At 46.8% G+C, this 21711-nt stretch carries 27 protein-coding genes; all 27 read right to left on the bottom strand.

Annotated elements, in window-relative coordinates; translation table 11 throughout:
* Nucleotides 1-5: 5 nt before the first annotated feature.
* Nucleotides 6-1016, bottom strand: coding sequence for a chemotaxis-specific protein-glutamate methyltransferase CheB (gene cheB, locus CXM95_RS00655; protein WP_101698743.1), 1011 nt, complete (start codon nucleotides 1014-1016; stop codon nucleotides 6-8).
* A gap of 15 nt (nucleotides 1017-1031) precedes the next feature.
* On the bottom strand, nucleotides 1032-1541 hold the full coding sequence (locus tag CXM95_RS00650) for a chemotaxis protein CheD (RefSeq protein ID WP_005226629.1): 510 nt from the start codon (nucleotides 1539-1541) through the stop codon (nucleotides 1032-1034).
* Complete coding sequence (locus CXM95_RS00645) at nucleotides 1513-2016, bottom strand: chemotaxis protein CheW (protein ID WP_016619535.1); 504 nt, start codon at nucleotides 2014-2016, stop codon at nucleotides 1513-1515. Before CXM95_RS00645 ends, CXM95_RS00650 begins: the two co-directional genes overlap by 29 nt.
* A gap of 18 nt (nucleotides 2017-2034) precedes the next feature.
* A complete protein-coding gene (locus tag CXM95_RS00640) occupies nucleotides 2035-3330 on the bottom strand; it encodes a methyl-accepting chemotaxis protein (protein ID WP_005226627.1) in 1296 nt (431 codons plus the stop codon).
* Nucleotides 3331-3484: 154 nt separating this feature from the next.
* Nucleotides 3485-4195 carry a cell division ATP-binding protein FtsE gene (locus tag CXM95_RS00635; protein WP_005232774.1) on the bottom strand — a complete coding sequence of 237 codons (711 nt, stop codon included), beginning with the start codon at nucleotides 4193-4195 and terminating at the stop codon, nucleotides 3485-3487.
* A gap of 12 nt (nucleotides 4196-4207) precedes the next feature.
* Nucleotides 4208-4990: a flagellar hook-basal body protein gene (locus CXM95_RS19095; RefSeq protein WP_101698742.1), complete on the bottom strand. Its 783-nt coding sequence runs from the start codon at nucleotides 4988-4990 to the stop codon at nucleotides 4208-4210.
* Nucleotides 4991-5000: 10 nt separating this feature from the next.
* Nucleotides 5001-5702 (bottom strand): flagellar hook-basal body protein, encoded by a 702-nt coding sequence (locus CXM95_RS00625; protein WP_101698741.1) that lies wholly within the window; start codon nucleotides 5700-5702, stop codon nucleotides 5001-5003.
* Complete coding sequence (locus CXM95_RS00620) at nucleotides 5699-6406, bottom strand: sigma-70 family RNA polymerase sigma factor (protein ID WP_005226623.1); 708 nt, start codon at nucleotides 6404-6406, stop codon at nucleotides 5699-5701. The genes CXM95_RS00625 and CXM95_RS00620 overlap by 4 nt, the downstream gene beginning before the upstream one ends.
* A 30-nt stretch (nucleotides 6407-6436) precedes the next feature.
* On the bottom strand, nucleotides 6437-8512 hold the full coding sequence (flhA, locus tag CXM95_RS00615; protein ID WP_005226622.1) for a flagellar biosynthesis protein FlhA: 2076 nt from the start codon (nucleotides 8510-8512) through the stop codon (nucleotides 6437-6439).
* Nucleotides 8513-8531: 19 nt separating this feature from the next.
* Nucleotides 8532-9599: an EscU/YscU/HrcU family type III secretion system export apparatus switch protein gene (locus CXM95_RS00610; RefSeq protein ID WP_101698740.1), complete on the bottom strand. Its 1068-nt coding sequence runs from the start codon at nucleotides 9597-9599 to the stop codon at nucleotides 8532-8534.
* Between the two features lie 30 nt (nucleotides 9600-9629).
* Nucleotides 9630-10379: a flagellar biosynthetic protein FliR gene (fliR, locus tag CXM95_RS00605; protein ID WP_005232781.1), complete on the bottom strand. Its 750-nt coding sequence runs from the start codon at nucleotides 10377-10379 to the stop codon at nucleotides 9630-9632.
* A gap of 12 nt (nucleotides 10380-10391) precedes the next feature.
* Entirely contained in the window at nucleotides 10392-10655 is a 264-nt protein-coding gene (gene fliQ, locus CXM95_RS00600) for a flagellar biosynthesis protein FliQ (protein WP_005226613.1), read from the bottom strand.
* A 25-nt stretch (nucleotides 10656-10680) separates the two neighbouring features.
* Nucleotides 10681-11445, bottom strand: coding sequence for a flagellar type III secretion system pore protein FliP (gene fliP / locus CXM95_RS00595; protein WP_005232783.1), 765 nt, complete (start codon nucleotides 11443-11445; stop codon nucleotides 10681-10683).
* Nucleotides 11442-11807: a flagellar biosynthetic protein FliO gene (locus CXM95_RS00590; RefSeq protein WP_008376622.1), complete on the bottom strand. Its 366-nt coding sequence runs from the start codon at nucleotides 11805-11807 to the stop codon at nucleotides 11442-11444. Before CXM95_RS00590 ends, fliP begins: the two co-directional genes overlap by 4 nt.
* Nucleotides 11808-11821: 14 nt before the next feature.
* On the bottom strand, nucleotides 11822-12325 hold the full coding sequence (locus CXM95_RS00585) for a flagellar basal body-associated FliL family protein (protein ID WP_008376623.1): 504 nt from the start codon (nucleotides 12323-12325) through the stop codon (nucleotides 11822-11824).
* An 11-nt stretch (nucleotides 12326-12336) separates the two neighbouring features.
* The gene (locus CXM95_RS00580) at nucleotides 12337-12534 is read right to left on the bottom strand and encodes a flagellar FlbD family protein (protein WP_005226609.1); all 198 of its coding nucleotides are present in this window, start codon (nucleotides 12532-12534) and stop codon (nucleotides 12337-12339) included.
* A 35-nt stretch (nucleotides 12535-12569) separates the two neighbouring features.
* Entirely contained in the window at nucleotides 12570-13466 is an 897-nt protein-coding gene (locus tag CXM95_RS00575) for a flagellar hook-basal body complex protein (protein WP_005232786.1), read from the bottom strand.
* Between the two features lie 78 nt (nucleotides 13467-13544).
* The gene (locus tag CXM95_RS00570) at nucleotides 13545-13907 is read right to left on the bottom strand and encodes a hypothetical protein (protein ID WP_005232787.1); all 363 of its coding nucleotides are present in this window, start codon (nucleotides 13905-13907) and stop codon (nucleotides 13545-13547) included.
* Nucleotides 13904-14335, bottom strand: a complete 432-nt coding sequence (locus tag CXM95_RS00565; protein ID WP_003129052.1) for a flagellar hook capping FlgD N-terminal domain-containing protein — start codon at nucleotides 14333-14335, stop codon at nucleotides 13904-13906. The genes CXM95_RS00570 and CXM95_RS00565 overlap by 4 nt, the downstream gene beginning before the upstream one ends.
* A gap of 12 nt (nucleotides 14336-14347) precedes the next feature.
* Complete coding sequence (locus tag CXM95_RS00560; RefSeq protein ID WP_101698739.1) at nucleotides 14348-15685, bottom strand: flagellar hook-length control protein FliK; 1338 nt, start codon at nucleotides 15683-15685, stop codon at nucleotides 14348-14350.
* Nucleotides 15686-15749: 64 nt separating this feature from the next.
* Complete coding sequence (gene fliJ, locus CXM95_RS00555) at nucleotides 15750-16169, bottom strand: flagellar export protein FliJ (protein WP_005232789.1); 420 nt, start codon at nucleotides 16167-16169, stop codon at nucleotides 15750-15752.
* Nucleotides 16170-16191: 22 nt separating this feature from the next.
* Entirely contained in the window at nucleotides 16192-17544 is a 1353-nt protein-coding gene (gene fliI, locus CXM95_RS00550; RefSeq protein ID WP_008376625.1) for a flagellar protein export ATPase FliI, read from the bottom strand.
* The gene (locus CXM95_RS00545; protein WP_005232791.1) at nucleotides 17541-18299 is read right to left on the bottom strand and encodes a FliH/SctL family protein; all 759 of its coding nucleotides are present in this window, start codon (nucleotides 18297-18299) and stop codon (nucleotides 17541-17543) included. Before CXM95_RS00545 ends, fliI begins: the two co-directional genes overlap by 4 nt.
* Nucleotides 18283-19287: a flagellar motor switch protein FliG gene (gene fliG / locus CXM95_RS00540; protein ID WP_005226586.1), complete on the bottom strand. Its 1005-nt coding sequence runs from the start codon at nucleotides 19285-19287 to the stop codon at nucleotides 18283-18285. The genes CXM95_RS00545 and fliG overlap by 17 nt, the downstream gene beginning before the upstream one ends.
* A gap of 10 nt (nucleotides 19288-19297) precedes the next feature.
* Nucleotides 19298-20920: a flagellar basal-body MS-ring/collar protein FliF gene (gene fliF, locus CXM95_RS00535; protein WP_050790974.1), complete on the bottom strand. Its 1623-nt coding sequence runs from the start codon at nucleotides 20918-20920 to the stop codon at nucleotides 19298-19300.
* A gap of 27 nt (nucleotides 20921-20947) precedes the next feature.
* Nucleotides 20948-21271 carry a flagellar hook-basal body complex protein FliE gene (fliE, locus tag CXM95_RS00530; RefSeq protein WP_005232801.1) on the bottom strand — a complete coding sequence of 108 codons (324 nt, stop codon included), beginning with the start codon at nucleotides 21269-21271 and terminating at the stop codon, nucleotides 20948-20950.
* A gap of 7 nt (nucleotides 21272-21278) precedes the next feature.
* Nucleotides 21279-21695: a flagellar basal body rod protein FlgC gene (flgC, locus tag CXM95_RS00525; protein WP_005232807.1), complete on the bottom strand. Its 417-nt coding sequence runs from the start codon at nucleotides 21693-21695 to the stop codon at nucleotides 21279-21281.
* Between the last annotated feature and the right edge of the window lie 16 nt (nucleotides 21696-21711).

The raw sequence follows: 21711 nt of genomic DNA, 5'->3' as shown, positions 1-21711 counted from the left end.
CTTCTTCACCTAACCATCTGTGCAATTTTTGCTTCAATGCCCTGCAACGGCAGGACTTCATCCACGACTCCTTGTTCAATGGCATACCGCGGCATCCCAAAGACTGTACACGTTTCTTTGTCTTGAACGATCGTATAGCCCCCAGCCGCTTGAATCTGTCGTAAGCCAGCGGTGCCGTCTTTTCCCATCCCCGTCAAAACCACCGCCGCTAGTTGCGGGCCATAGTAGTCAGCTGCTGAGGAAAAAAGATAATCGACGGTTGGCCGCGTCCCATGTCGTTTTTCTCGCTGGTCCAGTTGCAAGTGCCCTTGTTTGACCGTCATGTGGTAATCCCCTGGACAAAGATACACTTGATTTTCGATCCGCATGCCATCGACTGCTTCTTGTACTCGGACGGTTGTCTCTGTGTCTAAGCGCTTTGCAAAGGAAGCCGTAAATCCCGCAGGCATATGCTGAACAATCAAAATGGGACAACGCAAACGCGCAGGCACACGGCGGATTATCCCCAGCAAGGCACGCGGTCCGCCTGTTGAAGCACCAATGACTAGCGCATCAAGTGATACCGGCAAGCTGTTTTGCGTCAGCTTAGTGGGTTGGGCAATCGTTGGCATCAGGGTTTGAACCGTGCCGGTTTCATGATCCATCGCCAAAATTTTTTGATGAAATTCAGCGATCCATTCTTTTTCGATCATCGATAGACTGACCGGTTTTTCGACAAAATCTCGGGCGCCTAGCGCCAATGCCTCAATCGTGGTTTCTTGATTGGTTAATGAACTAAGCATGATGACGGGAATGGCTGATTGCTGTTTCATCCTCCGCAAGGTCTCTAATCCGTTCATCACAGGCATCTCCACATCCATTACTACCAAATCGATCGCTTCTTTGGTCAGATAGTCCAATGCTTGTTTGCCATTGCGGGCAGCGACGGTCACCTCGATATCAGGCAGCTGATTCAATAAATCTGTCACTACTTTCCGCATGAATGCCGAATCATCGACGATCATTACTTTTTTCATATTCCTGTACTCCTTTTACAAATAAACGATTTCTTGTTTGACTTGCCGAACCATGGTCTTGAAATCCTGAAGATCCACGATCATCGTTCGACCAGCACTGCCGCCAACATGTTTAGCCACGATCGGAATGTTTAGCCGAGCCAAGACTTCCTCGACGGCTTCAATATTGCGCTGACCAATATTGCTGGCAGCGTTAAGCGTCTGGAACTGAAACATATTGGCGCCGCCAACGATTTTCGCTTGAAAGCGAGGCCGACGGATCTTTTGTTCCAGCTCAGCCACCATCGCCGGCAATGCCAAATCCGCAAACTTCTCGGGCTTGATTTCCCGCTTGTGCAAAAAAGGCTGACTATCTGGCAGCATAATATGACTCAAGCCCCCGATATGACTGGCTTCATCGTAAATGATCGTGCCGATGCAAGAACCTAAACCCACCGTGATCAAACGCGTCGGCGCTTGGGCGATCTTATACTCCGAGATCCCCACATGCAGTTCCTCATTCACGGTCATCATTGTCATCGTCATTGGCGGCTGCCAATTCCTCTGTCTGATAGGCGTCTAACTCAGCCGTCATCTCAGCGGCTTGTTCATAGCTGAAGAGAAATGGCAGTTCCAATGCCAGCACAAGTTCATCGTCTTTTTCCAAAAAGGCTTCGATATAGTTTTGCTTGAGTCCTGACGTATTTAATTCCGCATTGCTGGGACTTTCAACTAGCGGTAAAATGCCTACGATCTCTTCCACGTAAAGGCCGATCGCTTGCTCTTGCCAGTGACACAACAAGACCACATTTTGCCCAGTTTCCGGCGTAAATTCATCAAACAGCTTTTTGCGGATGTCAATGATCGGAACCATTGCCTCTTCAAAAGGCTGGATCCCCAACACGAAATCCGCCACTTCCGGCAGCTGTGTAAAAGAATCAGCCTCAATGACCCGTACCACATAGTCGATACGCAAGGCAAAGAGTTGTTGATGACTTTTAAATACAACGTATTGTTCCATTGGCGTCACTGCTCCTTTTTAGAATTTGAAACTATCCACTTGGAATTTAAGGATAGTGGCGATCGTTTCGATCTCTTGCACATTCCGTTCAAAGTCTTCGATGACTAAGTAGAAGTCTTCTAAGTTTGCCGTTACTTCTTGGGTGCCGGCAGAGGTTTCCGAAACAGCAGCCGAAATGTTGCTGACGGAAACTTGAACCATGTCTTTTTTCTCAACGATCCCGGTAATATGGGCTTCCACGGCTTGAATACTTGAAACCAATTTTTCGACAATATCAGAGATCTCATTGGCTGACTCGATCGCTTTGTTGATATTGTTGGTTTGTTTTTCGCCGCTTTCAAAGGAATCCGTCACTGCAGAGACCACTTTTTCCGATTTTTTGCGGATCGTTTCAATGATCGAACGAATGCTTTTCGTTGATTGACTGCTTTGTTCCGCCAAGCTGCGGACTTCTTCCGCAACGATGGCAAACCCTCGGCCCGCTTCTCCAGCTCGAGCTGCTTCAATGGATGCATTCAATGCCAGTAAGTTGGTCTGATCAGAAATGTCATTGATCAGCTGAACGATCTTACCGATGCTTTGGACATCTTCGTTCATGTCGTTCATGCTTTCTACTAATTCTGCTTGGTTTTGCCGTTCGATCTCCCAGCTTTCAAACACATGAAACATCATTTCTGAATTGTGGACATTGCTGCTTTGGGATTGACCGACATAGCCGTTCATCAATTCGATCTCTTTGTGGATCTCTTCGATACTTAAGGCTAGCTCGTCCATATCAAAGGAGGTTTGTTCCGCTTCGGAGGCTTGTGAACTAGTGGCATCTGCGATGGCATTCATCGTCTGACGCACATTTTCAATTGAATTTTTGGCATTTTTTGAGGTTGTCGTTAGGCCGCCTACCATTTTTTCCATTCGGCTGCTTTCTTCGTGCATGCCAACGATCACCGCTTTGAAGGTGTTTAAAACCCCTTGAAATCGATTTTGAACTTGCCCAAAAAGAGAGGTCTGGTCGCTGCTGCCGATCTCATCGATATGCGACAGATCGCCAGAACCGACTGCTTCTAGTTCTGTCAATAACGTATCCATGCCCGAGTGGGTCTCTTTTTTTACCAAATAGGTCATTCCTACTAACACTGCGATTTCTAGCAGCAGTACGATTACTGAAAAAATAAAGAAACTTTTTGCTGCTTGTCCGTCTCCGTGGGTGCGGATCACGAAGAAATAGCATCCTAATAATACGATCAGGGTAAACCCTAGCGGAATCAACGCCGCCAAGCGGATTTTTTTGATGATAGCTTGTACCTTCTTCTTCATAACAGTATCCTTTCCTATGCAAAATGATCAGTCGTGCTGTTTATCAAGATTCGCTCTTCACTTGATAATCGTTGGATCACTCCTTCTTTATCCGATTATGAAAACAATCTTCTAGTTCTTTAATCGGATCTTTTGCTAGAAAAGTTAAGCATCTTCACCAGACATATGTATCTTTTGGATCAGCAAAGCGCGTATAGCCGCCTTGGTATTCATCACGAACCAAGCGACCGTTTTGCAGCTCGACCACCCGATTACGGACCGTATTGACCATCGTACTGTCGTGGGTCGCCAAGAGGATCGTGGCACCGACTTGATTGATCCGCAAGAGTAGTTTCATGACTTCAACGGCTGATTTCGCATCCAGATTGGCGGTGGGCTCATCGGCGATCAAGACTGCTGGCTCTGTGACGATCGCCCGCGCGATCGCTACTTTTTTGCGCTGTCCCACGGAAAGCTCTTCAGGATAGTGATCCTTTTGAGGAAACATACCCACCAGTTGCAGTGCTTTGGCGGTTTTTTCCTGACGCAGCTTACGGGGAGTGCCTAGTACTTGCAGCGCATAGTCAACGTTTTTGGCAACCGTCAGATAAGGAAGCAAAAGGTCTTCTTGTCCGACGATACCGACTTGTCGTCGAATCATATAGAGATGACGGTCTTTGAGTTGTTCCAACAAGACATTGCCGACTTGGATAGAACCAGCCGAAAGCTCTTCTTCTTTCAAGAGCAATTTGAATAATGTCGATTTGCCGGCACCACTGGGACCCACCACATAGATAAATTCTCCTTGAGGGATCGCAACAGAAATATCGGCCAATGCCAACGTACCATTGCTGAATTTTTTACTGACCTTGGTTAAGCGAATCATGTTCTTTCTCCTCTAATCTGTAAAACGATTGATCACGGACCACATCTCATCAGCTGTCTGCATGGCTTTCGTATTCAATCCATACGCACGCTGGGTCGTTAACAAGTCTGTCATGGAAGTCGCTAGATCCACCGTCGACTGTTCTAACTGTCCTTGCAACACGCTGCCAAAGGCTGCCGGATTGGTTTGCGAAGTAAGCAACGCTTGATCACCGGCACGGTACAGTTGGTTGCCCACTGACGTGATGTTTTCTGTATTCGTCGGCTGATAAAGGGTCAGCTGTCCCAACACGCGAGTCTGACCATTTTCTTCCGTCGTCAACTGACCGCTGGCATCTATTGCGATTTGCTGCGCATCTGGCCACTGCGCGGTCGGTACGTTTGTGGTCATTGCCACAGGGTACCCTTCACTATTGACTAATTGCTTGTTCTCACTTAAATGAAAATTGCCTGCTCGACTTAGCAGCAATTGACCGGTTTGGTCCCGAACCCCGAAAAAGCCATTGCCTTGGATCGCGAGATCTAATGGCTGAGCAGTGCCCGCCAGATTGCCTTGGGCAAAACTGGTGGTCGTGGTTGCCTTCGCCCCCATTGACGCACCATATTGGGCGGCGTTGCCATTAAACAGCGTTTCTTCTGCACCGATGGCATTTTCCATCAATGCTTGAAAATGGGTCGTTTGTGCTTGGTAGCCATTGGTATTGACGTTGGCGATGTTGTTGGCTGTCGTGTCTAAGTTTGTCTGCAAATGATTCAACCCAGAACGGCTGATTCCTAATAATCCACTGATATTCATTGACTCATCCTCAAATCTTTCCTAATTCGTTGACCGCTTTTTGCAATGTCTGATTCGTTGAACTCAAGGCTTTCTGATTGGCTTCAAATTCGCGAGAAGTCTGGATCATCGCCACCATTTCATCGGCAACCGCTACATTGGCTTGTTCTAAGGCACCTTGCTGGATCACGGGTGCATTCACCGTGGTTCCTGCTGCGTTGCTAGTCACATAGTTTTGACCAGCTGTAGTCAATGCTTCTGGGGGAAATGTTTGGATCTGAAAGTTCGCTGGTCCCAAGGCGCTGACTGCTTGTCCATTGGCACCTAAGACAAGATAGCCTTCTTGTGTTACGTATTGATTCTGCTGATTGACGGTAAAGTCGCCATTTCTCGTATACAACCGCTGCCCCGCATTGTTTTGAACGACAAAGTAGCCTTCGGAAAGCAGTGCAAAATCACTGGCTTGTCCCGTCTGTTTGACAGCGCCTTGGTCTTGACTGATCGTACTGCCTGCCAATTGGGTCCCTAAAGGCAACCCACCGATATCGCGACGAGTATCCGCATTGGGCCCGCTTTGGTAATTATGCAGCGCCACTTCATCTAGCGCCGACTGGAACAAGGTTTTTGCTTGATACCCTGTTGTATTGACATTGGCAATATTGCCGCTCGTCGTCTCTTGTCGCTTTTGTAATAATGAAATGTTCCGTGATAAGACATCCAATCCTCGAATCATGCCAGTTCCTCCTCAATCAATGTGCGCAATTTGGCAATCGTTTTGCCGTGAATTTGTGAAACTCGTGGAATCGAGACTTCTAAGATTTCAGCGATTTCTTTTAACGTCAGTTCCTCGGTATAGTACAAACTTAAAATCAATTGTTCCCGTTCCCCTAATTTTTTGATGCACGCCACCAAAGCGGTGCGTTTTTCTTCGGCGACCAAGGTCTCTTCGACATTTTCGGCAGGATCTCGAACCATATCTTTTAAGGTCATGCCTTCTTCTTGGTAAGCAAACAAGGTATCTTCCAAAGAGACGCTGGCTAAGTAGTGCAGACTCTCATAAATATCCGCTAATTGACTTTGGTTGATTCCCAGCTGTTTGCAGATCTCGGTGTCGGTCGCTTCTCTTTTGAGGCTTTGCTCCAACTCTTGCCGTGCTTGATAAAACTGATTGACTGCCGCCATTTTGTATCGGGAGATTTTGGCGTGCTTGCGTACTTCATCAATAATTGCCCCTTTGATACGAATCGCTGCATAGCTTTCAAAAGGAACTTTTTTTGAGGGATCGAATTTCCGCAAGGCATCCATCAGCCCAATCACCCCAATATTGTAGAGATCGCCTGATTCATAATCGGCGGTTTTGATAGACAGGCGCTGAACCACCCGTTCCACTAGCGGCAGATACTTGATGATCTCCGCTTCTCGATCGACTTCATACATCGGCGATGCCCCTTCCTAAGAAAATTCTGCTTAAATGTCAATACTGCCCACCGTTTCGATCGCAATTTCATTGGGAATCTCATTCAGAGAAAGAACGGCGATATCTGGAAAATTAAAAACGATCATTTTTTTGAATGCTAACCGGATCTTAGGCGATGCCAGAATCACGAAATTGATATTTTGAGCGATCGCCGCATGTTGGATCCCACTGATGGAATCCAACAGCTTGGTCACGGTATCTGGTTTTAAGACCGGGTACGAGCCAGTTGCGGTTTTTTGGATACTTTGAGCGATGATTTCTTCTAGTTTCGGCTGGATCACCGCCACTTGCAGCTCGTGGTTCTCATTGGCATACTTGGCAGCGATCGTCCGTTTCAGTGCTTGGCGAACATATTCTGTCAAAACTTCTACGTCTTTCGTGACAACGCCGTAATCGGCTAAGGTTTCTAAGATCGTTGCTAAGTCATTGATGGGAATTTGTTCATCCAATAAATTTTGTAAAACTTTTTGGACCTCGCCGAGCCGCAAAATATCGGGGATCAATTCATCGATCACGACATTGTACTGCTCTTTGATGCCCTCCAATAATTTCTTGACTTCTTGGCGACCTAACAGCTCTGGTGCATGGGCATAGATGATTTCTTTTAAGTGTGTTGCGATCACGGTCAACGGCTCGATAATCGTAAACCCTTGCAGATCCGCCATCTCCTTATCGGATTCATCGATCCACATAGCATCCAGATGAAAGGCTGGTTCTTTTGTTGTGATTCCTTGAAAAGGAAATGGCTCTTCATTCGGGCTGATCACCATGACTTTGTTCGGGTAAATATCGCCGCGGCCGACTTCGTTGCCGCGGATCTTGATCACGTAATCATTGGCATCCAAATAGAGATTGTCGCGAATACGAACGGGACTGACTAAGATCCCTAATTCTCTGGCACTCTGTTTACGGATCGCCACGATGCGGTTCATCAAGCTGTTGTCGATCGAACTATCCACGATAGGGATCAAACCATAACCGATTTCCACTGAGATTGGTTCCACTTGGAAGGAAGCCACGGAATCGTCTTCTTCCTGTGCTTCTTTTTTGCGTTCCAGTGCCAGTTTTTGTTCCCATTGTTTTTGTTCCACTCGCTGCTTTTCTTCTTTTTGCGTCACCAGAAAGCTGGCTGCGAAAAGGCCTAAGCCAATCAACACAAAAGGCACAAAAGGAAACCCGGGAACTAAGGCTAAAACGAAGAGAATCGCCCCCACGATCCGAAACAGTTGGGGATTACGCATCACATCTGCCGCAATATCCAAACCAAAGGAACTATCGTTATCGGAACGAGTCACGATCACCCCAGAAGCAATCGAAATCAGTAAAGAGGGAATCGAGCTGACCAAGCCATCCCCGATCGCCAGTTTCCCGAATTGGGCGAAGGCTTCCATGACGGTCATTTGTCCGCCCATGGAGAAAATGATCGCCCCACCAACTAAATTGATGACAGTGATCAAGATCCCTGCGATCGCATCTCCTTTGACAAACTTGCTGGCACCATCCATCGAACCAAAGAAATCAGCTTCTCGCTGCAGATCTTTTCGTCGTTTGCGGGCATCCGCTTCTGTGATCAAACCGGCATTTAGGTCGGAATCGATCGCCATTTGCTTGCCGGGCATCGCATCCAATGTGAATCGAGCAGTCACCTCTGAGACACGCCCTGCACCATTGGTCACGACGACTAGCTGAACGACCATGATGATCACGAACAAAATGATCCCCACGATATAATTGCTGCCGGCAACGACATTGGCAAAGGCATCGATCACGTGTCCGCCATTTCCTTGGGTCAAGATCAAACGAGTGGAAGATAGGTTCAAACCTAAACGAAACATCGTTGTGATCAGCAGCAAGGTTGGAAACGTAGTGAATTCCAACACTGATTTGGTAAACAGGGTGATCAGTAAAATGTTGATCGCAATCGTCAAATTGATAATGATCAAAATATCTAATAATGCACTCGGTAATGGAATAATAATCAAACCAATAATAGCTAGGACGATCACCGAGATTAAGATATCCGCCAGACCAATGCCTTTTTTCGGTTTTGAGGCAGCCTCATTCATTTTTGTTCCTCCTGTTTCCTTAAATCTTGCCGCGTTGGCTTTCTTCTAACTGATAGACCAAAGCGATGATTTCGGCAATGGCTTCATACATTTCAACAGGGATCAGATCCCCGGGTTCTACTTGACGATAAAGGGCCCGTGCCACTTCACGGTTTTCGATCTGTGGGATATTTTCTTTCAGGGCTTCTGCTTTCATCCGCTGCGCCAGCTGATCTGCCCCTTTGGCCAAGACCCGAGGCACCCCTTCACTGCTGGCATCGTAACGAATCGCAATGGCGAAGTGGGTCGGATTGGTGATCAAAACCGTCGCTTCTTTGACGTTGGCGATGGCATTTTGGATCATCGCACGGTACTTCGCTTTGCGCTGTGCTTTGACTTGCGGATCACCTTCCATTTGCTTGAACTCTTCTTTGACTTCCTGCTTGCTCATCATCAAGTTCTTACGATGGCTATAGCGCTGGTAGCCGTAGTCGACTACGGCTAAAATGATCAAGAAAATCGAAATCTGTAAAAACAATTCTTTGGCCCGCAGCAGCATGAACAGGATCGTTTTTTCCAACCCCACTTCACTCAAACCCAGTAAAACAGGGACGGCGGCTAAAAATTGTTGATAGCACAAGTAGACGATCACGCCGAATTTCGCCAATGTTTTGCCTAAATTCATCAACGAGCGCAAACTGAATTGCTGCTTGATCCCGCTGATGGGGTTCAGCTTTTTAAAATCTGGTTTGATGGCCTTGCCGGAAAACAACAGACCGACTTGGGCATAATTCGTGATAAGCCCGACTCCGAGCGCAACCAGAAAGACGGGCGCACACAACAAAAGCAGCAGCAAGATACTCTGCACCCCCAGTTTTGGCAGATCCGCCAAACTGGTTTGATAATCAGCCAGCTGCGCCAAACTTTGGGAAAAATAAGGCAAAAAAGAAGCGGCGAAAAACTGCCATAAAGACAGGATCAAAAATGAGAAGACCAGCAGCGAAACAGCAGCTGCTAATTCCTGGGTCTTAGGTACCTCCCCGCGTTTGCGGGCATCCCGCAGCCGCTTGGCACTGGGTAGCTCGGTTTTGCCATCTTTTTCTGCCATCTTCTCACCTCCTGCTGGCTGCCTGTTACTTTATTGAAAGGACTCGATAAACTCCTGCAAGTAGCGGACCGTATCTGGCAAGTGTTTGCCTAAGTACGAAAGGACATTGGGTAATAGCAAGAGAAACACCACAAAACTGATGGCAGTTTTCATCGAGAGACTCATCATCAAAATATTGATCTGGGGGATCGAACGAGAGATCACACCTAGCACGAGGTCCACCAACAGCAGCGCAATGATCATTGGTGCCGCAAGATTGACTGCCATTACCATCATTTGGCTGAAAAGTTTGACGATGCCTTCAACCGTCGTGCCTTGGATCACCACAGAGCCTAAGGGCACGATCCGAAAAGACAACAGCAGTGCTGTGATCAGTCGATGATGCAGATCAAGACCAAAAAACACAGCGATCGTCAGCCAATAGTACGTTTTGCCATACTGGGAAGAGGCGATTTGCAACGTCGGATCATAGGCTTGCGCCATCGAAAAGCCTACTTGAAAGTCGATCAATTGGCCCGCAATTTCCACACCGGTAAAGACCAGCTGGCTCAAATAGCCCATCGCCATCCCAAACAGTACTTCTTTGATGACGAAAACCGTCAGCATAAAGAGGGAAAGCTCGGGAATTGCAGGTGCCGTCGGCAGACATAGGACCGTCAACGCCATGCCGATCACGATTTTTGCCAGTGACGGAAAATTTTGCTGTGAGAAGATCGGACAAAGGACAACAAACGCCAATATTCGACAAAAAATCAACACCGTCGCTTGAATCGGCGCCATCAGGTTTCCTCCTTACATTGCCGCAATCATCTTGAAAATCATTTTGGTAAAATTCAACAAGAGATTCAGCATAAAATTCCCTGCCAAGATCAAGGTCAAAAAAATCGCTAATAGTTTCGGCACAAAGCTCAACGTTTGTTCTTGGATTTGGGTAGTGGCTTGAAAAATACTGATCACCAATCCAACGAGCATGCCGACCAATAAGGCAGGGCCAGATATCGCTAAAATTCGAAGAAAGGCTTCCCTTAGCACATCAAGTACCATTTCTACTGTCATTTCCTCTTGGCTCCTTTCTTAGCGGCTATTGAAAGCTCTTGATCAGCGACTCCACGATCAGATACCAGCCATCCACTAAAACAAAAAGTAAGATCTTGAAGGGCAGTGAGATCATGATCGGCGACAGCATCATCATCCCCATCGACATCAAGATACTAGAGACGACCAGATCAATGATCAAAAAGGGGATAAAAATCAAAAAGCCGATACTGAAAGCCGTTCGTAACTCACTGATAATAAACGCCGGTACCATAACGGTCAGAGGAACATCGTCAGAAGAATGATACTTTTCGGTCTCCCCATCAGCTTCCGCAAACAAGGCAATGTCTTTTTCCCGTGTCTGTACCATCATAAAGGCCTTGATCCGTTTTTCTGAGCGGTCAAAGGCTTCGGCTTGGCTGATCTCTTGTCGATCAAACGGTTCAATCGCTTGCTGGTAGACGTCGGTATACACAGGTTTCATAATAAAAAATGTCAAGAATAAGGCCAACCCGATCAACACTTGATTGGGCGGGTTTTGCTGTGTACCTAACGAACTGCGCACAAAGGACAAAACCATGATGATACGAGTAAAAGAAGTCATCATGATCAGCAAGACTGGTAAAAGGGAAAGCAGCGTCAGCAACAAGAAAGTATTGATCGTATCACTTGAGCCATTCCCATTCGACAATAAATTGTTGATGGTGGAACTGACGTCTTCCGTGTCTAGCGCAAATGCCGTCTGCGGAAGCATCAGACTGCTGAAAAGGACCGCAGCCATGATCTTGATATCTCTGCCTTTGATCTTCATTTTTGCTTGCCTCGTTTTCCAGCAATTTCCGCCTTGGCTTTGTTTAGCCATTCAGAAAAATCTTTGCCAGCTTGCACTTGGGTGCTTTCTAGGCTTTGCTGTAAAAAAGCGGCCGTTTCTTCTTGCGTCAACTCTTTGATGATCTGATTTTGCTGTTCAGAAAAGCTCATGACGTAACATTTGTCCATGATTTGGACGATCCCGATCGAAGACGACTTGCTGACGGCGATTTTTTGCAAAATACGCAACTGATGATTGTGCTGGTTCGTGTAACGATTCAAATATTTCAAACTAATGTTGATCAAATAAAGAATAAGCAGCAAAAACCCAATCATTTTGACCAGCGATAAAAATGTTTCCATCAACATGCCTCTTTCTATTGGATCACTAAATCCGTCACATAAACATCCTTGGCGATTTCTGATCCGTATTCCTGATTAATTGTTTCTTTCAATGCTTTTTTTAAATTCGGTACACTTTCGGCGGAGCTCAAAATACCGCTGGCCTTTTGTTGGCGCAATAAGTTTACGACGCTGTCACGAATGACAGCCACATTTTTCGTGGCTTCCGCGCTTTTTTCCTCATCCGCCACTAAAATCGATAAATTGACCTTCATGTATTGCTGCTCTTGGTTGTCTTCTTTTGCCAGATTGACTAAAAATTCATCCAATGCCACGATCGCTTCGTCTGAGGAGATTTTGCTGCTGTCTTTTGCTGTTTCAGCAGCTGCTGTTTTTTCCCCCGTCAAAAAGTGATTCGTCACTAAGGTTCCGCCGATACTGCCGCCGACTACCACGATCAAGAGGATCGGCAGTAAAACAACCATGTTCAAGCCTTTTTTCTCTTTTTCTGCTTTTGGTACTTTTTCTTCTTTTGCCATCTTTCCCACCCTTACGTTTTCACTTGGTTCGAATGGATCACCGTATGATACTCGATCACCCGCTGCGCAACTTCTTGCGCAGCTTCCGTCACCACTAAGGTTTTGCCGTCTGTCAGTGTGATCAATGTATCCGGCATTTCTTCGATCCGATAAATCAATGTTGGATTTAAATAGAATGGCTTGCCATTCAATGCGGTCACTAGAATCATGGTCAAACTCCTCTCAACGATGAAGCGTCACGTTCTTAACGTTTTAGATTCAATAATTCTTGCAGCATTTCATCAGAAGTCGTAATACTTCTTGAATTTGCTTGATAGGCACGGCTCGCAATGATCATTTCGGTAAATTCTGTCGAAAGATCGACATTCGACATTTCCAAGGCACCTGCTTGCAGCGTTCCCGCTCCATTATTGCCGGGGCCTGCAACGATCGCATTTCCTGAGTTGCTGGTTTGGATATAGTTGTTGCCGCCGACTTTTTCTAAGCCTTCTGGGTTATTGAAGGTTGCGACACCGACTTTTCCCATCACAAAGGTTTGATTGCCGTATTTTGCCAACACTAAGCCATTGGCATCGATTGCCATGGAGTTATAGGTCAAGGTTTCCCCATTGACGGTCAGTGTGCTTGGGATCGACAAGGGAGATACCGCACCTTGTCCGCTCAATGCCGTGTTTTCATCAAAGTTGTCATCATAGACAACTGGTTGACCGCCATTGACTGAACGACCTAAGACTTGCATCCCATCACTATTGGTCAAGGTTCCGTTGCTGTCGCGAACAAATGCGCCATCTCGTGTGTAATAGGTTTCGCCATTTGCTCCTGGTCCTTGTACCATAAAGTAGCCTTGTCCGCTGATATAAAAATCCATGCTGCGACCAGTCGATTGCGGGGCACCGACTGTATTGATGGTATCGATGGAGCCCGTCTGAACCCCTAAACCGATCTGCGTTGCATTGATCCCGCCTAAGCCGTTGCCTGGTGCAGTTGCGTTAGACATCGTTTGGCTCATCATGTCTTGGAAAAGGACTCTACTTGATTTGAACCCGACCGTATTGACGTTGGCGATATTATTTGAAACCACGTCCATTTTCGTTTGAAGATTTTTCATTCCACTGACACCTGAATATAATGATCGTAACATGCTTATTTTCCTCCTTATGGTTGGCGTATTTTCCTCTGTCATTCAGAAAATACTTGCAGCCCCTTTTCAGTCCAGCTGCTATTTGATAAATGTGGCGCTGTCAATATTGGTGACGGTGTGAAGCTCATTCATCCCCATCGCCGTAATGATGGTTCGTGAATGGACATCGGCGATCAAGCCCATATCTTTGTAAACAAGCAGTGATTCTTTGCTGCCTTTTTCCGCTAGCTCGCTAAGCGCCGTTGAAAGGGATTGGTAATCATCGTCTTGTAAGGTCAATTCCCTTGCGGTCAAACGCTTTTGCGCATGGTGCGAGACTTTGATGTCGTTTTGTTTTTGTTCAAGCATTGAAGAGAAGGCTTGTTTGTCCACGGCTTTGCGGGGATTTTGATAAGGCTCCCCGGCAACTTTTTGCAGCCCCTGTTGAATCGTCAAACTCATTTTGCTTCGCCGCCAATCTCTTGGATCGCACTCATACTGTATTCTTTGCCATTTACGACGATCGTGGCGTAGCCATTGGCAAAGCGGACCTTTTCGATGGTTCCTGACAATGTTTCTGTGCCGTCCATCAGAGTGACTTGTTTATTGATCAAGCTAAAAGCTTGCTGCTGTTGCTGTAAAATCACCGAGGTCGTCAACGTTTCGCTCAATTCATTCAAGCTCTCTAAGGTCGTAAATTGAACCAGTTGCGAGATATAGTCGGTGCTACCACCACCAGAAGAATCGCTGCCTCCCATCGATGGGTTGCTCATAGATGCTGCTAAGATCTTCAAAAAATCATCCATGGAGATATCTGAAGATTTTTTTGTTTGCGTTAATGCCGATGTATTGGCAATACCGGCCGCAGCTGCTGTAATTTCATCTGCCATAGGTCTCCTCCTTTACACTAAAATACTGATCGCATGATCGATCGGTGCTAATTGCTGCTCTTCTTCAACCGTATTGCTTTGATGAAATGGCTTTTTGCTTTGTCCTTTTTGAGCCTGTAAAAAACGCTGTTGGTTTAACTGACTGTCACTTGCCATCATACTGCCGGCAAAGGATTGATTTGACAGCGGACCAGCCTGCTGGACAGAAGCTAACGTAGGTTCTTTGATTGCTAGGATCGGCTGCTCTTGCTTTTGCAAAACTTGCTCTAGCTCATGCTTGATGGACAGCAATAATTCTTTGGCTTGCGGCTGCTGAACGGTCAGTTCTAAGCGGCTGCCTTGGGCATTCGTTTCTAGAGAAAGCTGGATCGTGCCTAATTTCTCGGGAACGAATTGCAACGTGATTTTTTTCTCGCTTGACGTGCTGCTCGTTTGGACGAGTTGGGCAGTCGCTTTTGCTAAGGGCAGAGCCGCTTGCTCCATACTCGCTTTTGTTGGCGCTAGTCCTTGCTTGCTCAAAAGGGGAGAAACATCAAGCAGTTGCAGTGCTGGTGTCGCCATTTCATTGTCGGTTACTGCCGAAAAAGCAATGGCTTGTGCAGAAACAGCTTCCGTATTTTTGGCGACTGTTTCCTTCGTGCTTTGCAAGGTGCTAGTCGTATCCGTCGCTTGGTGGGTCACTGGCGACACTTGATCCAATGGTCCCGTTTGGCCCAATTGAGCGGTCCCTTCGGTGGACTGTTTCAGCTGTGCTTCTGTCGTCTGCGCAATCGCGGCTTTTGTTACTGAATCGATTTCCTTGAAAGTCGCGATCCCTTTTGCCGTGGACTGCTCTTCGCCTACTAAGTCTTCTGGCAAAGGCGTTTCAAGCGTTGGTGCTGCGGCTTCACTTCTATCATTTGTCATCAAATCCAGACCTTCAAGCGTAGACTCGGAGGGGTCGATGACTGTGGTGGCTACGTCTATTGGTGCTAAAGCTGCTGTGGCGCTTGTTTGGTTCTGCTCCGTCGTTACCATTGATGCCTGTGCCGCTTCCTGAACCAAGCCTGCAAAAGGTGTCTGGCTGATCTGGCTCATTTCTGGTGCTTGCGTCGTTGCAGATTGTTCAGCTGCTGAAGTGATTTCTGACTCCTGCGGCAGATGTTCCATACTGCTGGCCGTACCCATTTCTGGTGCGGCGGCGATTTGCTCCGTCATCCCTGATGTTTCGATAGGGGCTGGCAGGTTGCTGCCTGCTTGAACTGTCAGCTGTCGCATCATCAAACTGAAGACCTCTGGTGACGCCTCCATCTTTTTTGATTTGCTACCGACAGGTACAGCGGTTGCGGCACTTGTTGTGAGCTCTTTCATTGTTCACCTCCTCTCAGCTGATGCTTTAAAACCAAGGTCATCTCATCACTAAAACATTAGTTCTTTAAGAAAATAAGGCGCGATTGCCGAACTCATCCAATTGTTTTTGCTCTTCCAATTGCTGTTCATAGGTGTATTCAGCAAATTGTTTTTCTCGCAGTTTTTCCACGATCTTGCGTTCCTGCTGCGCTTCTACCACTACCGATAAAGACTCTGCCAATTCTTGCTTCACGTGAAACATTTTGTTCTGAACCTCATCGATGGTGGCATTCAACGCAAGCAAATAGCGTTGCTGCACTTGCATCCGCCCAATGGTCATTTCATTGACATCAAAAAGCTGGGCTTTTTCCTGTGCCAGCGTGTTCAGGTGCTGTTCTTGCTGAATCAACAATTGCTGTTTTTGGGCGTACGCTCGTTTGGCTTCTTGCTCAATGGTTTTTCGGTGATCCAATACTTTTTCTAAGGAAAAGTGAAATGCTTGCATGGTTGCTCCTTTATGATCTGTTTTACATGGTCGAACGCTGGCGCTCGATCAGCGCTTCTTCACTGAACAAATGCGCCAATTCAAAAATCGTTTGTTCAAATGGGATCCGCTCATCCACTTTTTGCTGTAAAAACCGTAGGATGGGGTGATGCAACGCGATCGCTTGGTCGGTCAACGCATTACTGCCGCTTTTGTAAGCACCGATATCGATCAAATCCTTGGCCTCTGCATAAACGGCCATGTTTTCTTTTAGTTCCCCCGCATGTTCATGCTGTTCCTCAGAAACGAGGGTCTTCATCAAACGGCTGAGGCTGTTTTGAATATCGATGGCAGGATAATGATTTTGAGCGGCGATTTTCCGTGACAACAGAATATGACCGTCAAGAATCCCCCGCACCGCATCAGCGATCGGTTCATTCATGTCATCCCCTTCTACCAAGACGGTATAAAAGGCAGTGATCGAGCCTTTGTCAGACATCCCACTGCGCTCTAACAACTTCGGTAAAGCTGTAAACACAGAAGGGGTATAGCCTTTGGTCGTCGGTGGTTCACCTGTTGATAAACCGATCTCCCGCTGCGCCATCGCAAAACGGGTCACCGAATCCATCATCAATACGACTTTCTTGCCTTGATCGCGGTAATACTCAGCGATCGCCGTTGCCACATGAGCCCCTTTTAGTCGTACAAGGGGTGGCATATCGGAGGTAGCACAGACAACGACCGACTTGCGGTAGCCTTCTGGGCCTAGATCATTTTCAATAAATTCTTTGACTTCTCGTCCTCGCTCGCCGATCAAGCCGATCACGATGACATCTGCTTCGCAATAACGAGCCAGCATCCCCAATAAGGTACTCTTACCGACCCCGCTGCCAGCAAAAATGCCGATCCGTTGGCCAAGGCCGACGGTCAAGAGACCATCGATCGCCCGGACACCTGTCGGCATGATCTCAGCGATTTTTTGACGACGAAAGGGGTCAGGAGAATCTTGACTAACTGGATATTCTGACGCAGTTTCCAGATCCAGCGCCATATCTAACGGTCGCCCTAGTCCATCTAAGGTGTGCCCTAGCAGCGTATCATCGATTTTTACCGTCAACGATTTGCCAGTTGGCCGCACTAAACAGCCCGGTCCGATGCCTTCTAGCTGATCAAGGGGCATCAGGAGCACGGTTTTTTTCACAAAGCCCACGACTTCGGCTAAAGCTGTATGTGTCTTGTTTTGCAGTGCGACTTCACAGATTTCTCCTATGAAAACCGACAACCCTTCGACTTTGATCAGCAGACCTACGACTTCGCTGACTTTGCCGTAAGTGGTAAAGAACGGCTGTGCTTGCGCTGTTTTGCGCAGCGCTGTGATCGGTAATTCAAACGTCATTCCTTCACACTGCTTTCTAAAAATTGGCTCAAAAAGCGAGCGATTTCTTCCCTCAGTTCAAAAACCACCAAGGCATTTTCAGATTCGATACAAAAATCGTGTTCCGCCAAGCCGTCATCTGCCATGAGTAAATAGCGAAACCCGCTGATCGTCTGTTTTTTGGTTTCCAACAATTCTCGCAACCCTGCAAGATGCTGCTCTTGGCTGCGAATAGTCACAAATTGATCGGGTTGTTCAAATTGCCATAGCACAGACTCCACAAAAGGCAGGAAGCCTGCTTGCTCGTCTGTAAAACGTTGATTGATCAAGGCTTCGGCGATTGCCGTGCCGTAAGCGATCATTTCTTGCTTTTTCTCTGAGCGAAAGGTGTTGATTTCAGAAACGGCTTCAGCGACATTGGCTTGGGCTTGTGTCATCAATGCTTGCGCGGCTTCTTTGCTGGCATTGAGTCCTTCTTGATAGCCTTGTTGAAAGCCGTCTGCTTGTCCTGCTTGAAAGCCTTCCGTTCTCGCTTCTGCTAGAATTTGCGCCGCTTGCGCTTGTGCATCGGTCAAGATTTGCTGTTTCAAGGCTTCCATTTGCTGCAGATGCCGTTCCTGCTCCAACTGGCGTGCACGTCTAGCCGCTTGCAGTTCTGGGTCTAAGCTCGGTTTCTCAATCGGCGCTTTGATGGTCGTATCCGTCAAAATACTGCGAGCAGCTTCAGTCGTTTTGACCGCCTGCTGCTTCAATAAACTGCTATTTGACCACTGCATCTTGGTCGCCCCTTCCGATGTAGATCTCACCGGTTTCATCTAGCCGTCGAATCACAGCCACCACACTTTGTTGGGCTTCTTCTACAGCAGACAAGCGGGTAGGACCCATAAATTGAATTTCTTCTTGCAGATTTTCCACCGCCCGTGATGAGAGGTTGGAGAAAATAAAGTTCTTGATGTCGTCGGTCGTGCCTTTAAGCGCTAAGACTAAGACATCGTTTTGAACATCTCGCAAGACTTTTTGAACATCCAAGCGATCGAGGGTCACGATATCCTCGAAAGTAAACAAGCTTGATTTCACTTCGTTGGATAGTTCCGGTTGCCGCTTTTCCAAGTCGTTCAAAATGTTCTTTTCAGTACTGCGGCTGACTGAGTTCAAGATTTCTACCAGTGTATGCACACCACCGACATTTTCCGTATCGTTCTCAATGTAATTCGAGAATTTGTTCTCGATCACTTTTTCAATCCGTTCGATCACCAAAGGCGACGTACTGGAGATCGTCCCGATCCGTTCAGCGATCTCCACTTGCAAATGATCGGGAAACTGTGACAAGACGCTGGCCGCTTTGTCCGGCTGCATGTAGCACAAAATCAACGCTACCGTTTGTGGATGTTCGCCGATCAACAGATTGGTCAACTGTTGAACATCGGCTTTGCGAGCGATATTAAAGGGCCGTTCCCGCAGCTGAATCTGAGTCAATACGTCAATGACTTCTTTGGCTTTTTGAGGGCCTAATGCTTGGTTCAGCAAATTTTTGGCATAATCGATCCCGCCGTCTAAGACATATTTGCGGGCCGTTGCGGTATGAGAAAATTCCTCCAACACTTGATCCCGCTCTTCGGGACTGACAAAGTCGATGTTGGCGATCTCATAGCTCACTTTTTGTATAAATGATTCTGGCAGCAGCTTCATGATCTTTGCAGAGGTATCTGATCCTAGAGAAATCAGAAGAATCGCTGCTTTTTTTACCCCGTCTATTGTATCCATGGCTGCCCCCTTATTTTTCTTTCATCCAAGCTTTGATCAATTCCGCCGCTACTTCAGGATTGCTTTCGGCATAATTTCTAGCCGTTTGATCCAATGTTGGTTCTCCTGTATGTTCTGCTGTGGCTTCTTGTGTGGATGCTTCTGGCACCGCTGGTTTCGTTTCAGCAGACCGGTTACCGACACCGCCAAAAACGACTTCTTGTGCAACCGGGTTACTCGCTCCGATGCTAGCAGCGGATGGTTGTGCAAAAGTGACCATTTCATCCGTCACATCCACTTCCAACTCGTCTTCTTTGCGTCGGCGTCGGATCACGCCAACGATCATTAAGATCACCAAGAACAAGGTCAACACGATACCGCCGATGATGGCATACTTGACATAACCTTTGGCAGCTGCAATCTGTTCATTCCCTTGAGGATCAGCGGCTGGATCAACCTCTGCTTGGGCAAAGTCAAACCCTTGGATCGCAATTTGATCGCCACGATCATTGTCATAGCCGACGGCGCTAGCAATCAACTGCTGCAATTCTGCTTGATCCGCTTGCGAAAGGTTCGCATTGATCACGATTGAGCTGGTCATTCGTTCGATCATGCCAGGAGCCGTAATGGTCGTAGTGGTCTCGGTATCCAATTCATTTTCAACGGAGCGACTGTAGGAATTGTTCCCCTCTCCGTCCGTGCCCGTCACATTGGAGACATTGTCATCCACAGTCCCTGTTTGGGCTTCTTGGACGGTCCCTTGCGAACCAGCAGCCTGCACTGTTTCACTCTTGATCTCTGGGTCATCATAAGTGACTTTCTTCCGCTCGATCGAATCAAAATTCAAGTCTAAATTGATCGACACTTGGAATTTGTCTGCACCATAGATCGGTGTCAGCAACTTCGCTACTTTTTCTTCTAGCGTTTTTTCATAGGAATCTTTGATGGCAATGTATTTATTGTTTAAGCCACTTAATTGACTGGCTTCATCTTCGGTTCTAGTCAACGTATTGCCCGCGCTATCAACGACTTTTACATTTTCAGGCTTCAGCTTTTCCACTGCGCCGGAAGTCAAGGTAACGATCCCTTGCACGGACTCGTCTGAGATTTGCTGATTTTTCAAGGACAACACGATAGAGGCCGTCGGCGCACTTTCCTCCGAAGAAAAGACACTTTCTTCTGGCATCACGAGTAAAACTTTGGCGGATTTGACCGCATCGATCGACTCGATTGCTCGCTGTAGTTCGCCCGTTACTGCCCGCTGATACATGATTTTGCGGTCTTCATCCGTTGTCATCATGTTGGCATCATCAAATAATTCAAAGCCTGTACTGGTATTTGGTAACTTATTGTCCACGGCAAGATTGATGCGGTATTCATCGACTTGGTCCTTATCGATCAAAATAGTCGTCCCATTGTCGGCTAATTTGTAGGCGATCTGCTGTTCATCCAAATCCTTGCTGATCGTTCCCGCATCGGCATCGCTTAGATCCGTAAACAAGATACCGTATTCAATTCGCGTATTTAAATAATAAACAGCTGCTGTGATTCCGAGAACGCTGATAACGGAAAGAACAACGATCATTTTCTTTAAAGAGCTTTGCATTTGCCAACGGTCTTTGAGTTGTTCTGTCCATTCTTTCACTTTATCCATCATTTATTCTTATTCCCTCACCCACTGCTAAAACTGCATATTTTTCACGTCATTGTAAGCTTCTAAACACTTGTTTCGTACTTGAACGGCTGTTTGTAGCGCCAATTGCGCCTCCGTCATGCGAATCATCACATTGCCTAGATCGCTTTCATCGCCGGTGATCAAATTGACAGTATCTTGATCCATGACCGCCGTTTTTTGATTCAACTGATCGACCGCATTGGTCAAGTAGGAAGAAAACTGGTTTTCCTTGGTGCCCACAACACTAGTCTCGTTTGAAGCAGCCCCCGTGCCTAGTGTCCGCAAAACGTTTTGGTAGTCTGTTAATCCTGTCGTTAAAAGTCCATCCATTTTCTCGTTACCCCTTTGATATTTCTAATGCTTTTTTCAAGATTGTTTTATTCATTTCTGAAGCAGAAACATTGGCTTCGTACGTTCGAACCGCTTGCAACATTGCCACCATTTCATCGGCAATATCCACATTTGATTGACCGACATATCCCTCAGCGTTGGCAGCGGGATTGGTAGGATCATAGGTCAGTTTTTCCGTCTCATCGGCAGCGATCCCCGTCACTTTGACACCGTATGTAGCCGGTGTTCCTTCACGACTATTTTTTAAATTTTCTGAAAAAAGAATACTCTTTTTTTGATAAGCCGCGGTTGTTTGTGTTTGATTTGTATTTACATTTGCGATATTGCTGGAGATCGTATCTAGTTTTAACCGTTCCAATGCTAGACCGCTCGCGTTGATCGTTAGTCCGTTAAATATACCCATTTGTTTTTCCTGCGCT

It is taken from the genome of Enterococcus sp. CR-Ec1 (assembly GCF_002850555.1).
GTDB classification, from domain to species: domain Bacteria; phylum Bacillota; class Bacilli; order Lactobacillales; family Enterococcaceae; genus Enterococcus_D; species Enterococcus_D entomosocium.
Note: the sequence above shows the minus strand (reverse complement) of the source record. Positions and strands in the feature narration are given on the sequence as shown.